The 13,639-nt window shown below is 35.5% G+C and carries 9 protein-coding genes; all 9 read right to left on the reverse strand.

Going from position 1 to position 13,639, the window contains the following annotated elements; all coding sequences use genetic code 11:
* Positions 1–14 precede the first annotated feature (14 nt).
* Positions 15–215, reverse strand: a complete 201-nt coding sequence (locus H8S00_RS10355; protein WP_118590010.1) for a hypothetical protein — start codon at positions 213–215, stop codon at positions 15–17.
* Between the two features lie 207 nt (positions 216–422).
* Positions 423–3,602, reverse strand: a complete 3,180-nt coding sequence (locus H8S00_RS10360) for a cellobiose phosphorylase (RefSeq protein ID WP_118590008.1) — start codon at positions 3,600–3,602, stop codon at positions 423–425.
* A 29-nt stretch (positions 3,603–3,631) separates the two neighbouring features.
* The gene (locus H8S00_RS10365; RefSeq protein WP_021952102.1) at positions 3,632–4,633 is read right to left on the reverse strand and encodes a LacI family DNA-binding transcriptional regulator; all 1,002 of its coding nucleotides are present in this window, start codon (positions 4,631–4,633) and stop codon (positions 3,632–3,634) included.
* 84 nt (positions 4,634–4,717) lie between these two features.
* Positions 4,718–6,091, reverse strand: coding sequence for a family 16 glycosylhydrolase (locus H8S00_RS10370; RefSeq protein WP_158576881.1), 1,374 nt, complete (start codon positions 6,089–6,091; stop codon positions 4,718–4,720).
* 72 nt (positions 6,092–6,163) lie between these two features.
* The gene (locus H8S00_RS10375) at positions 6,164–7,120 is read right to left on the reverse strand and encodes a carbohydrate ABC transporter permease (RefSeq protein WP_021952100.1); all 957 of its coding nucleotides are present in this window, start codon (positions 7,118–7,120) and stop codon (positions 6,164–6,166) included.
* Positions 7,110–8,186: a carbohydrate ABC transporter permease gene (locus H8S00_RS10380; RefSeq protein ID WP_118590004.1), complete on the reverse strand. Its 1,077-nt coding sequence runs from the start codon at positions 8,184–8,186 to the stop codon at positions 7,110–7,112. Before H8S00_RS10380 ends, H8S00_RS10375 begins: the two co-directional genes overlap by 11 nt.
* Positions 8,186–10,702: a DUF5696 domain-containing protein gene (locus H8S00_RS10385; protein ID WP_118590002.1), complete on the reverse strand. Its 2,517-nt coding sequence runs from the start codon at positions 10,700–10,702 to the stop codon at positions 8,186–8,188. Before H8S00_RS10385 ends, H8S00_RS10380 begins: the two co-directional genes overlap by 1 nt.
* Entirely contained in the window at positions 10,686–12,752 is a 2,067-nt protein-coding gene (locus tag H8S00_RS10390; RefSeq protein WP_118590000.1) for a YIP1 family protein, read from the reverse strand. Before H8S00_RS10390 ends, H8S00_RS10385 begins: the two co-directional genes overlap by 17 nt.
* Before the next feature lie 12 nt (positions 12,753–12,764).
* Positions 12,765–13,634: a carbohydrate ABC transporter permease gene (locus tag H8S00_RS10395; RefSeq protein ID WP_021952096.1), complete on the reverse strand. Its 870-nt coding sequence runs from the start codon at positions 13,632–13,634 to the stop codon at positions 12,765–12,767.
* Positions 13,635–13,639 lie beyond the last annotated feature (5 nt).

A 13,639-nucleotide genomic window follows, 5' to 3' on the forward strand; every position in this document is an offset into this window, starting at 1 on the left:
GATGTTTCATAAAGTTAAATGTTATCACCAAAACTTCCATCCCTGTTTTGTTCTTTTTTAATCCACTTAACTGACTGACATTTTAATCTGTCCATTTCAGCTAATGATATCGTTTCAATTGAAAAAGCACTTATATTTATGTTCATGACTGCCAGTTCCACAATCATCATAAATACAAGTGCATGTGCTAAAAATTTTAATGCTTTGGTATTCATTGGATAAGTCCTCCCCTTTGTTTTTCGAATAAAAACATTATAGAATTTATAAAAACATTTTTCAAGCTTTTCCAGTAACTTTGTATAATACTTCCAATAATATCATATTATTACTATTACATTACAGGCAATTTAGCATAAAAAATATCCGGCAGGATTTCCTGCCGGATAAAAAAATCATATTATTTTATTTTATCATCTGAAAACTTATTCAAAATAAACTGTTATCTTGTCTATTTCACCGTTTCTTACAGCTTCAGCCTTTTCTCCCACAATCTTTGGTTCTGTTGAAACAACTTCTCCATTGATTTCAATCTTAGATACCTTAGCTGCATCCTTTCCAAATGTATTCTTGCCTGTGTTATTTACATATGTAACATCACATGTTGAAAGCAATCTGAAGGTTGCCTTTCCTTCATCAAATAACCAGTTAGCAAGTTTTGGTTCAAAATTAAGAACTAACTTTCCATCTTCGTATGTAAATACCTTGTCACCTATAAACATTTCAATCCACATAGAAATCATTTCTGTTGTAGAACCTGAAAGTCTTGCAACAAATCCTCTTCCATGAACATCCGGATTAGGATTTGCACTTGATGCAAGGAAAGAAGAATTTTCTAATGTGCTTCTTCCATACATATTCGGATCAAGGAACGGTATAAGTGCTCTTGTTATTGTGTCATAATATTCATCATATAAGCCTGCCTTAAGCATAGCAAGAATATATTTATATTCCATATGAAGGAATACATTTTCTCTCTCCTGCCATCCCGGTGTAAATGCACGGCAACGACCATTTTCCATGGAGCATCCTTCAATTGATGCAGATGTTTTGTACATGGCAAGTTTCTTGTCATAAAGATCTGTTTTCTTTACCTTGTTGAACATATCTCTTGCTGTGTCAACATCAACATATCCCATCATTCTTGCAGGACCTTCAAGGAAATACGGAAGAGGAACCGCTTTAAATGCCTTAACCTTTGCCTTCTGTAATCCGTAATGACTAATAACCGGCTCACCATTTTCATCTACTACAGGTTCAAAATCTACGGCTTCATGAGTAAAGTATGTAGGAACAAGACCATTTCCAATTTCTACAGCCTTCTCAATACCCTTTTCAATCTTCTCTGCAAATGCTTCAAAAACTTCAACGATGTGTGCCTTAGATACTGAATCCTTATCTCCACTAAATTCCAGCTTAGTTGCAGCTCTGTAAGCTTCTCTTACTGATGCAACAGCATCCCAATATTCAAAGTCATTAAGGGTTCCTGCATTATATTTGTCCAGCTCTGCCTTAACTGCATCTAAATATTTTGATATTTCAACAGGCATTACTACAAATCCGTCACCACCGAAATTATCTGTAATAAACTTAACAAGTCTCTTCAGTTCAAAAGTTTCAGGTGTTCCTGAACCAAACAATCCCGGAAGTCCATTCATTGCATCGTTCCAGCCAGGCTTTCCACCTTCCATTTCAACACCAATTCCATCCATATCCATCTGGGCGAACTTGCTAAGTGCCAAAATAATCATCTTAACTGCAAGGGTTGTATGAACAGTCTTGCCGTCCTTTTCCTTTAACCAGTTAGTTGCCCACTTGTTAAATCCTTCTCTTGCAAGTTTCTCCTCATCTTCAACTTCCATGCCGTACTGACGTACATCACCCTTTTTGTTAATTACATATTTCTCATCTCTTGGAACAACATATGCAACGCTGTCATAGAATTTATATGTATCATCTCCAAACAGGAACTGATCCTTTTTGTCAGGGAATACTGATAAATAATTATCCACAAGATCCATATTATAATCCCAATGGTCACTCCAGTATCCTTCGCCAAAACCGGCTTCTATATTCTGATTGCAGTTATTTAAAATATTGGCAATAAATTCACCATCATCCACTTTAAGATTTAACTGTAATCTTGCGATTGTATTGGAAATCTGTCCCGGTGTAAATTTACCTTCCACTATTTTAACAATGGCAGATGCATCACCATCAATGCTTTCCTTTACATATGCCTTAACTTCTTCCTCTTTTCCTTCAATAACATTGAAAAGACTTGGACGTACCTCTAACGGATTGTATCCGTCTGCCTGAACTAAACTAAAGAAAGTCTTTACGTTAAAGTCCCCAACATCTTTATTAAAGAACACGTCATTTCTTCTATTCTGTGAAACATCACGGAAGTTACCATTACCCTGAGAATAATACTCTGCTGCAATTGAGAAGAAATTATAATCTCTTTCAGGATCACCATGTTTACGGCTAAACAGGTGAATAATTGATTTATTTCCGTCTTTATTAAGTACATATGGATATCCTCCACGAAGGAAGTTATCTAAATAGCACTGCTCAATATACTGGTCAAACTTGCCTGCTGCAGTATGTGTTTTAACATCTGAAGTAAAGCTTTCAGCTAACTCTTCTGCTTCCACAAATTTGTCCTGTAAATATCCTTCTTTACAGAATGTGTCTATCTTTGCGTTAATCTGATCTACAGAACCTGCAAAGCCCATCATTGTATCAAAGGAGAATTCTTCTCCGTCATCTAACTGTGTCTTAAATGGTGTAAAACCACAAGGTACCTTGTTAGCAAAGCACTGTTCTTTTCCAAGAACATTATCAATGCCACCATCAATAAATCTTACCGGTGTCATAAGGGATAAATCATAACCAAACACTGTATCAACGTCGTAAATTACATCCTGTAATTTTCCGTCCTTAACTGTAAGATAATAGTAACCACCCTCTACATCTGATACCTCAGCTGAATCCTTTGTTGAAGCTCTAAGTGTATAATAAGGAACTTTGTTATCAATATTTTTGATATATGCCCAGCTTTTAAATAAGTTTGACATTTCCTTAAATTCACCATTAGAAATACCATATGTAATAATCTTTGGAAGTCCGTCAATTATCTCTATGTTCTTTTTCTGTCCACTTATGTTTTTAATTGAAACCTGTCTTACTAATGCTCCAATGCTTTCGTTTGGTAAAACATAGTAATTAACTGTTATTTCAATTCCGTATTTTTCATTTCTTTCGATTACTTTAAAACTATTCTTATTCATACGAATCTGACGTTTTGCATCATCTTCATATTTGAAGAATGGTTCATAATATTCTCCGTCTATGGTTAAGAATGTTCTAAAGCCTTTTACTGTTGTATTTTCAAATGCTGTATTTGCTGAATTGAACTCCATAATGGCATTTCCCTTATTGTCAATACCAAAACTGTTCATTCCCTGACCTCTGTTGGTGTAAAAAGTCCACATTGGAATACCTTTCACACCTGCAAGACCAGGAAGAAAACTTGAGAATGCAGGTAATCTGTCATAATCATCAATTACAAAAGTCTTACCTTCAAGTCTGTAATTTTCCATTATAATCTCCTTACGAATATATCTATTTTTTACTTGTTACACTTTCCACATGAACTTCTGTAGACCATCTTTGGAGAAAGCTTAGTTACAGTACCACTCTTATCTCCCTCATCATTTAATAATCTGAAAAGTTCATTGGCACTGGCACTGCCCATTTCTGTAATCGGATTGTGAACTGTTGTAAGTGGAACTCCGTAATAAGCACTTAATGTGCTGTCATCATAACCTATTACGCTTACCTGTTCCGGAACTTTAATTCCCACATCCTGCAATGCCTGTATACATCCCCATGCCATTTCATCATTGGCACAGAACATTGCGTCCGGCAGTTCTACACCGCTAGAAAGCAATGAGCGCATTTCACTATACGCTAAAGATTCTTCATAATAACCTCTTAAAACAATGTTTTCGTCTATAGGGAGATTGTTCTTTTCCATCATTTCAACGTAACCTTCGTAACGATGCTTGTCATCTCCCGATTCATTTCCATGCATATATCCGATTCTCTTGTGACCAAGTTTAATTAAGTGATCAACAGCCATTGTTGCACCTAACTTATCATCTGATAACACACCTGAAATATTTCTTCCTTTGCTGGCCCTGTCAAGGAATACCATAGGAATATTAACTGTAGCTATTCTCTTAACATAATCACCTGTTAAATCTTCATGATAGATAATTGCCCCTGCTACTCCTGATGCAATAATCATTCTATAGATTTCGTCCGGTGAGTTTCCGTTACTTACATAAATATTTAACATATAGTTATTTAATTTACACTGTAAGTGAACAGCCTGTATTAATACCTTATAGAAGTCTCCCTGCAAACTTGTTAAAAAGAGGCCTATTGTATTTTTTCTGTTAGACTTAAGTAATTTTGCATTCATATTTGGAATGTAATGCAATTTTTCTACTGCCAATAATACCTTCTGCTTTGTTTCCTCACTTACGATATCAGCTCTGTTAAAAACATTTGAAACTGTTGAGATTGCCACTCCTGCTTCCTTGGCAACATCTTTTATTGTAACCATACAATAACCTCCATTTTTCTTTAAACATATTTTCTATCCGGCAAAGAGTTTTCCTTCTCTTCGCCGGACAAATCTTTTATTGTTTTACTGGTATACCCTTACATAGTCAACATACATATAATCCTGATATGTTTGTCTTATTCCTGAATTTGTATTGTATTCATTAATCTTTGTCCAGTACTTCGGCGTTACATCTCCACCAAGAACCCCACCTATAGCACAGTTAATGATAAGGTAGAAATCTTTATTATACGGCCATATTGCAGGAACGTTTACACCCTTTCCTGTAGCAACGTACATATCCGGATCATAAGTCCATGTTATTTTTCCGTCAAGGGTAAATGTAACTGAATCAGGTGTCCACACAACACCGTATGTGTGGTATGCACTTGTTGCATCCTTTACAATAGCATTTTTGTACTTATTTCCTGAACTTGTTGACATTCCGTTAAATCTCTGACAATGGATAGACTGTGGTATGGTTGTTTTTGTTTCATCTTTAGTTGATTCAAAAACGTCTATCTCACCACACATCGGCCATTTTCCATATCCTAACATCCAGCCTGCTGCCCATGTTCCCTGACCTTTTGGTAATTTAGCTCTAAACTCAACTTTACCATACTTTAATGAATACATATCCTTAGTCCATATTTTAGTTGAATAATAACGATTAGGTACACATGATTTAGTTTCAGGATTATACTCAAACTGTGGCTTAATAATCAGATTTCCATCTTTTACTTCACTAAATCTCATTTGATAGTTCTGAAGTTCCTTGTTTCCGTATCCGCCGGCACCTGTTGCACCATTATTATTCCATTTTGTTGTGTCAAGCTCTGTTCCTTTAAATTCATCATTCCAAACCATTTTACGAACCTTATCGCTTACAACTCCTGAATATTTGGCACTGGTGTATATTTTCTTACCAACCTTTGAGTATGCCTTGACTTTAAAATAATATGTTTTGCCTACTGTTAAATTGTCAATTTTTGTTCTGCTTACATTACCAACTTTTACAGACTTAAAACCGCTTTTAGCATTTGTGGAGTAATATACATAATAACCTGTTATATACCTGTTACCTGATTTTTCCCACATTACTTCAATACCCTTGTCTGAAGCATTTTTTGCCTTGTCAATTGTAATGTTTGGTGGTGTAACAGTTACAGGAACACTTTTCTTGCTTTTTCCAACTTTAACCACAATTTTACATGCTCCGGGTCTTTTGGCTGTTACTTTTCCCTTTTTAGTTACAGTTGCAATTTTCTTATTGCTTGATGTGAATTTTGCACCTTTTTGTTTTACCTTAATTGTTGTTTTTTTGCCTACGGTTAAAGCAATCTTCTTTCCGGACTTAATAGTTACTTTAGCACTTGCGTCTACCGGATTTACAGCAATAATCGTGGCCACCATGGCTACTGCCATTACAATTGAAGTGATCTGCTTAAAAATCTTCATATTTTTTTGCCCTTTCATTAATATTAATATAGTTATGGGAAAGGTCACATGCATGACCTCTTCCCTGTTGCTTTATTCACCTGTAATACCGGTATTTTCAATACCCTCGATAAACTGTTTCTGAACGAGAGCATATAATACTAATAATGGTGCTATTGCCATAAGTGTGGCTGCCATTCGGTTAGCTTCATTTACCACATTTCCCGTACCACTTGCAGCACCGTTATCAAACAATGCCAGTTTTCCAGGAAGTAATTCTAATGCATCACCCAACATAATATTTGTTGTGTAAGTTTCATTCCAGTTAAATACGAATGAAAACAGGAATACAACAAGTATAGTTGATATTGATAATCTGATTGCTACGTGATAGAACACCTTAAATGAGCCGGCTCCATCAATCATTGCTGCTTCATCTAATGATTTTGGAATCATGTTGAAAAAGTTATAAAATATCAAAATTAACATTGTGGAATAAGTTCCCTGGCCTAACAAAGCCATTAATATCTGAGGAATAGCTGTGTTAATCATCTTAATTCCAATTGCACTTTCTAATGTTCCAAATAACATAATTCTTGGAACTGTTAAAAGTGGAACCGGAAGAATGAATGCTAATATAAGCATTACAAACCAGAAATTATGTCCCTTAAATGTATATCTTGATAATGCAAATCCTGTCATTGCCGACACCGCTGTCTGTGCTATGGCAAGCACTGCTGAAAACAAAATCGAGTTAATCAGTGACGTTGGTATGTTAAGTGTTGATATTGCATTTTTAAAGTTATCCAGTGTAGCATGTTTAGGTATCCAGCTTATTGCCGGGTCAATTAAATCCTTAGATGTCATAATTGCTTTTGAAATCATCTCAAAAATCGGCTCTAAGAAAATAAATCCTATGCATATAAGTACAAAATATATTGCTACTTTAGAGATAATTGCAACACCTTTTAATTTCTTTAATTTGGCAAAGTTGATTTTCTTTATAGCTGACAAATCAATTTTCTTTGCACTTGTATCTTTATTTGCCATATAACTTTGCCTCCTTTGCCTGATGTCTCTTTTGAGCTGCAAGTCTTCTCTTCTGCTGTTTGTCTAACTTCTTTAACTTCTTTTCCTGTCTCTTTCTCGCCTTTATATCCTTTGGCTTTCGCTCTCTGAATAATAAGAATACAATTCCTACGATAATCAAAACAATTACAGTGTATATCCATGCGTAGGTTGCCGCATAACCTAATCCGCTTCCCGTTTCACCGGTCTTTTCTTCAATCAGTTCATACAACGGATTAATTGAATTAAACATACCAAGCTGAATAACTGTAAATATCGTGATAATAAGTCCAATCTGCTTTAACATTGGAATTGTTATCTTCCACATTATCTGCCATGCATTAGCAGAATCAATTCTTGCTGCTTCATAAATGCTTGTATTGATTTTCTGTAAACCGTTTATAAACAGTACAATAGGAATACCTGTAAACCATAAAATTATTGATAACTGGTCAAATATTCCTGCCAATGCTGATGCTAAAGCCGGTGAATAACTGTCAATAATCTGCATTATGAAAATGTTTGAATAAGCATTTGCCTTTTCCACTGCCGCATTGATTTTATCTGCTGCTGTTGCCTCTGCACTTTGAACCTGCATAATCTGTGTCATAACCGGTCCTGACATAATTACAACCGGAAGGAAATAAATTGTTCTAAGTATTCCCTTACCTGTAGTAATCTTGCAAAGGAGATAAGCAATGATAAATGATAATACTACTACAATAAATGTATACGGTACAATCATCTGTAAATACTTAATCAGTGCCGGAAGGAAATCCGTACTTCCTACAAAGGCTTCAATGTAATTGTTTATGCCTGTAAAATGGATTTCATATCCTAATGTTGTCTTTTTAACATTGTTAAAACTTAAGTAAATTGTAAATATGAACGGAAAAAGCGTAAATGCCAGAAATCCGATAATCCATGGAGCCATGAACATATAACCTGTTCTGTCCTGTCTCTGCTGATATGTACGCATTTTCTTTCTTTTCTTAGGTTTTGCCTGTGTCTTAGGAGTTGTTGCTGACTTAATCTTTTCTTCTGCCATTATTTAACACCTCCCTCTATAACTTTTGCACTCATGGCTGCTACTGTTGTATTTCCTACAGTAACATCTTCATCAGTGTAATTTATAACAATACTCTTTTGGCTGCCATCCTTTGAATAGCTGTTTTCTATTACACCATCCTGTAATACTTTTCTTCCATCCCAGTTGTATCCTGCAACCTGTGATAAAGGCTCGTTTACAACCTTATAAATATTCTGAATCAACTCTTCATACTGTTCAAACTCTGTTGAATAGTAATCTGAAGATGTAGTTGATGCTAATAAGTAAGATGGCTGCTTAGTTAAAACAAATGACGGTGAAATGTTATAATCAATCATTCTTAACTGGTCTGTTGCTGAGTAGAATGAGAAGTTAGCATATGGTGCGTAAACTTCCATTGTACCGTGAAGTACCATTTGTAAGAATGGAACCGTATCAGTTTCGTAAACATACTGTGATGTTCCAACCGGTGACTGTAAATATCTGTCCGCATACTTCCATAAGTAAAGATTTGGATTTACAAGATTAACCTTTGTTCCTTTCTTTGTTATGTTTTCAATTGTATCCTGATATAACTTTACAGCCTGAGATACTGTTGTTTCAGCTCCATCACTGTTATATGTGCTGATTAATACATTTGAAGCACCTTCTATTGTAAATGACGGGCTTAAATCTCCCAAATCATCATACAAATCCTGAATCCACTGCGCAGTCTTTTTAGGTGCTGCGTATCCGTATTCCGTTACCGGAACATTCTTTGGAAGAACTTCTGATTTATCCAGTTCAAGATACCGTGTATTCAAATGCTTTGCTGCATTGTTATAGTAACTTACCATATCTTCATTAATTGTAGTAAATTCTCTTGAGAATGAAATATCTACATTCTTCTTGTTAAAGTCTGACATAAGGCTTTCAAAAGCACCCTTCTTTCCAATTGAGCCAGAGAACTTAGTGCTGTTTGGTTTTGCCAGCGTCTGTCCGCCACTTTGCCATCCTATTAATCCTGAATTAATGTTGCTTATTCCATCATCTAAAATTTTGTCCAAGATACTTCTTACATCATCAACTGTTGTAACATCAACTTCCTGTGTTGAGAATACACCCTTCTTAGAATCTGACATAAGGAAGTCAATTCTAATTGGAATATTTCCATCTGCTGTTTTTTCAGTTAATGTTCCATTGTCAATTAAATGCTGTCTGTATGCCTTAGCCATTCCTGTATAGTCTGCTGCCGGCTTTCCGTCGCTGCCGTCACCACTTAAAAACTGATATGTCATTGATATATCAAACTTGTTTGGCTCATCCTGAGTCTTTCTGTATGACTCACCTGCCTGATTTATAACCTGATAAAATTCAGAGTTGAATTTGAAGCTAGGGTATGCATATGTATATCTTACTTCACCTTCTCCTGATGATGAAGGTGTTGCATTAATTGACATATATTCATCACCACTGTCCGCATAAGCTACAAATGCTGCCTGGGTTCCGTCACCATGGGAAATACCAAATACCGGCATTGTAGGATTCTTTACAGGAACTGTATCTCCTAATGAATCATAATATGTAAGCTGTGTTGCAGGGTCTTCCCCATAAACCTTACCTTTATAATCACTGAATTTTGTCTTGTTGTCTTCAAATCTTACCAATGCACCGCTTCCATCAGGAATTAATGCATAACCCGGTGTAATTTCTTTTCCCTTAAGAGTTACCCAGTCCTGCTCATCTTTGTCATATGCTAATGTTGCGCCACCACTTGTTCCTAAGAACGGTGTAATAACAATGTTGCATATTTTATCAATGGCTTTTCCTGTAATTTCTTTATAAGGAATGTTGTATGTTATGTTTCCGTCATCTCCAAAAGTAATATATACATTAATGCCTAAATCTTCTTTCTCAATTTTAAATAAGCATTTTAATACATATTCACCTTTTTCCTTGTCTACTGCTTCAAGTCCTGAATTGCCTTCATCTTCATCATATGATGCTGATGAAACTCTTGAAGTCTTCATAGCCTTACCTGAGCCTGTGTAGTACTCAACAGTAAGAAGCGAGTTTGCATATGCACCATAACGGTCATTAGTAAAGGATGAATCCTTTGGTGTATTGGCAATTGTCTTTACGTCTGCCACACTAATTCCCAAATCATCTGCATAATCTTTAATTTCTGACGGGTCATTATCTTCCTTGGCACTGTTTACCACATCAAAAGCTTCTTCTATCTCTGATGGAAGTGCTATGTCAACACCTGTTTTCCAGATATAACCTGTGTTCTTGTTTTCAATTAAGATAATATCCCTGTCATCTCTGAAATAATATCTGTAATCTCCTTTTTCACAAAGAAGTTCATAAGCATTTGTTTTTTCAAGTCCCGATTCAACCTTTTCAGGAGCCGGTCTTGTATCTCTGTTTGTGTTAAGGAACGCAGCTGCTACCGCAACTCCAAGAGAAAGGACACATAAGAGACATACAACAAGTGCTGTTATTTTTAACTTTTTATATTTAGCGGCCTGTAACATTTCTTATAATCTCCTTTCCTACTGTTAATAAGAAGTCATACAACTGTTCCCACATGATAATAACTACCAGAACTACTATAGCTGCAATTAACATAAACACTGCTGTTATCAGTAAACTTACCACTGTATTTTTGAAATCATAATCATGTACAGTTGAAAGTCCCTCAAATATAACTGCTATGCTCCATACAAGTCCGATAATCATTATTACTGTAAGAATAAATGACTCATTATATGTCAATACATATGACATTCCGATAGTTGCCAACATGCATATCATAACCGGCATTAATCCGTAAGCCGGAATCATGTATACCTGTTTTAAGGTTCCGTCACCATCTGTAATTGATGTTACAAGATAGTTACATACAATAAAGAGAATCAATATTGCAAAGAAACCAACTACCACTGCTCCCATATCCATATCTTCAACCTTTGTATACTGGTAAATAAATCCTTTTGATGTCTGATACAGCATATATACACCGAAAAATACAATGTAAATAATTGTTGCTGCTATCATTGAGCCGTTTTTATGTACCCTTATATCATAGTATCTGTCAATAGGATGCTTTGCACATTTGAAAGCGTATCCGATTTCACCAATAACCGGTGTATTCTTTAATACCTTTCCTAATGCACGTTTCTTTTTCTTAATAATTTTATTCTTATCAATAAATCCAATAATAACCTTAAGTGCAATTAATATAATAAGAATAACAAGAACTGTGCCAAGCCATTTCTGAATTGACTTATTTCTTACTTCCCAGAATGCATCTGAATATCCGTCTCTGTTTCCGGCTATTTCAAAATGTTCCATTGCCTTATCATATTTTTCTGCATTGAAGTATGCCTTTGCTACACCATTGTGTGCTAAAACCGACATCTGGTTAAGCTGTAATACATAATTCCAATCTTTAAGTGCATCATCGTAATCACCGTTTTCGTATTCGTCTAATGCCTTAAATATTGTTGTTGCATATTCTGTAGGTGTGAAGGACTGTAAGAATCCTTTCTTTCCGTCAGCTGTCCAGATATTTCCGTCCCTATCTACTGCTATTGTAGTAAGGGATGAGAACAAACCTGAAATATCAGTATCCTCTGCCTGTTCACCTAATGAGAATATTACTTCTCCTGAGCTTGTGTATACCCAGATAAATCCTTTAGAATCACTTGCGTAAATAATTCCATTATCATCAGCAGTTACATCGGTAAAAGCATCTGAAGATATTATTGCACCATTAAACATATTTTTTCCGTTTGTACTATGTTTCTTTAAAAGGTCACCACCCTTTCCCATACAAACTGAGTAAGCTGTTCCCTTCTTATCAACATATACATTAGAGAATGTTGATGGCAAAGTGTTTAACGCTGCGGATTTTTTCTGCTGTTCTTTTGTATAAATAATTTTTAAGAACACCTGCTGTGGTGTTAATGTAGCTTTGTTTGAGGTAAAGTAACCTAAGAATTCCCCTGTATTAGCCAACTGAATAATTCCGGCATATACACCTTCTGATACGATGTATAAGTTATTTCCGCTATCTACTGTCACTTTACTAGGTTCGTAGTTTGTATCTGCAAAAATCGGTGCCGTTGGTCTGTCATATCTTCTTACATATTCAAAGTCTTTTGTGAATCTGAATACTGTTTTGGCTCCGGTATCTGCAACATATATTTCTCCTTCGTTTGTTCTAAAAATTCCCTTTGGAGTATCAAATCCCGTAAAATCTTTAGATTCAACTGTCTGTTTATTTATGACCTTTACAACTTTTTCTGTGTTTAAGTCAAAAATTACAATTCTTCTGTTTCCGGTGTCAACGATGTATGCCTGATTGTTATCATCAATAATCATGTCCTCCGGATCTGAAAGACCTAAGTCTGTTATGGTTCTGTCCGGCAGGTAAGCATCCTGTGTTCTTACCATCTCACTTTGGTCATCCATTGTATATGTATAACTGGTTGCCTGAGAAGCTGCCACAGGTAAAACTGCCATAACCGTAAATATCAATGCCAGAAACAGAGCCGATGATTTTTTCCATAATTTTCTCATTTATCTGCCTCCTTACTTGATACCTGAACTTGCCATTGTGTTCATAACCTTTGACTGCATGCATATGAAAATTATAAGGTTTGGTAAGAACAGGAATAAACTTGATGCTGCTACCATACCTGCTGCCGCCACCGCATTATTTACACCAATGGAGTTACAATAATATGTTAATGTTCTTAACGCTTCGTTTGTAATGTAGTTGTTTGATGTTTCAACGTTATTCCATACCTGCTGGAATGTAAGCACTACTGATGTTGCAAGAGCCGGCTTTGTAAGTGGAACAATTACCTTTCTTAAAATGGTAACATCTCCTGCACCGTCTACTACAGCTGCCTCAATAAGTGCATTCGGAATACCGTCAACAAACTGTTTTACAAGGAACAAACTTACAGGCATTGCAATAAGTGGAAGAACATGTGCAAACCATGTGTTGTATGCTCCGATTCTTACTATAATTAAGTATCTTGGAATAGCAACCGCTGTGGCTACAAACATAAGTGCCATCTGGTTGACTTCCCATAAAGCTCCCTTTAATTTGAACTTCTTTTTAGAGAAAACATACGCAGCCATAATTGTAATGATTATTCCAAGTACAACTGTTAAAAATGCTACTATAAATGAGTTCAAAAAATATCTTGACATTGGAATACCTGTTGCACCTGATAAGCTAAACAGGTTTTTAAAGTTATCCAATGTAGGATTTTGTACAAAAAGTGTAGGTGGGAATCTAAACAATTCTCCTAAAGGTTTAAATGCATTATTTATCATAAATATTACCGGAAGGATCATAAATATTGATAATGGTAATGCAACTACATGGAACTTAATCTGTCCACGGGAAAATCTTGTAGGATTAATTCTGTTACCTTGAAAATTTGCCATTTATG

The sequence above is a fragment of the Eubacterium segne genome (assembly GCF_014287775.1).
In the GTDB taxonomy this organism is placed as follows: Bacteria; Bacillota; Clostridia; order Lachnospirales; family Lachnospiraceae; genus Eubacterium_G; species Eubacterium_G segne.

What these genes read in the sequence shown, in the direction of transcription:
- H8S00_RS10355 (WP_118590010.1), bottom strand. Translation starts at nt 215, where the DNA reads ATGAATACCAAAGCATTAAAATTTTTAGCACATGCACTTGTATTTATG.
- H8S00_RS10360 (WP_118590008.1), bottom strand. Translation starts at nt 3,602, where the DNA reads ATGGAAAATTACAGACTTGAAGGTAAGACTTTTGTAATTGATGATTAT.
- H8S00_RS10365 (WP_021952102.1), bottom strand. Translation starts at nt 4,633, where the DNA reads ATGGTTACAATAAAAGATGTTGCCAAGGAAGCAGGAGTGGCAATCTCA.
- H8S00_RS10370 (WP_158576881.1), bottom strand. Translation starts at nt 6,091, where the DNA reads ATGAAGATTTTTAAGCAGATCACTTCAATTGTAATGGCAGTAGCCATG.
- H8S00_RS10375 (WP_021952100.1), bottom strand. Translation starts at nt 7,120, where the DNA reads ATGGCAAATAAAGATACAAGTGCAAAGAAAATTGATTTGTCAGCTATA.
- H8S00_RS10380 (WP_118590004.1), bottom strand. Translation starts at nt 8,186, where the DNA reads ATGGCAGAAGAAAAGATTAAGTCAGCAACAACTCCTAAGACACAGGCA.
- H8S00_RS10385 (WP_118590002.1), bottom strand. Translation starts at nt 10,702, where the DNA reads ATGTTACAGGCCGCTAAATATAAAAAGTTAAAAATAACAGCACTTGTT.
- H8S00_RS10390 (WP_118590000.1), bottom strand. Translation starts at nt 12,752, where the DNA reads ATGAGAAAATTATGGAAAAAATCATCGGCTCTGTTTCTGGCATTGATA.
- H8S00_RS10395 (WP_021952096.1), bottom strand. Translation starts at nt 13,634, where the DNA reads ATGGCAAATTTTCAAGGTAACAGAATTAATCCTACAAGATTTTCCCGT.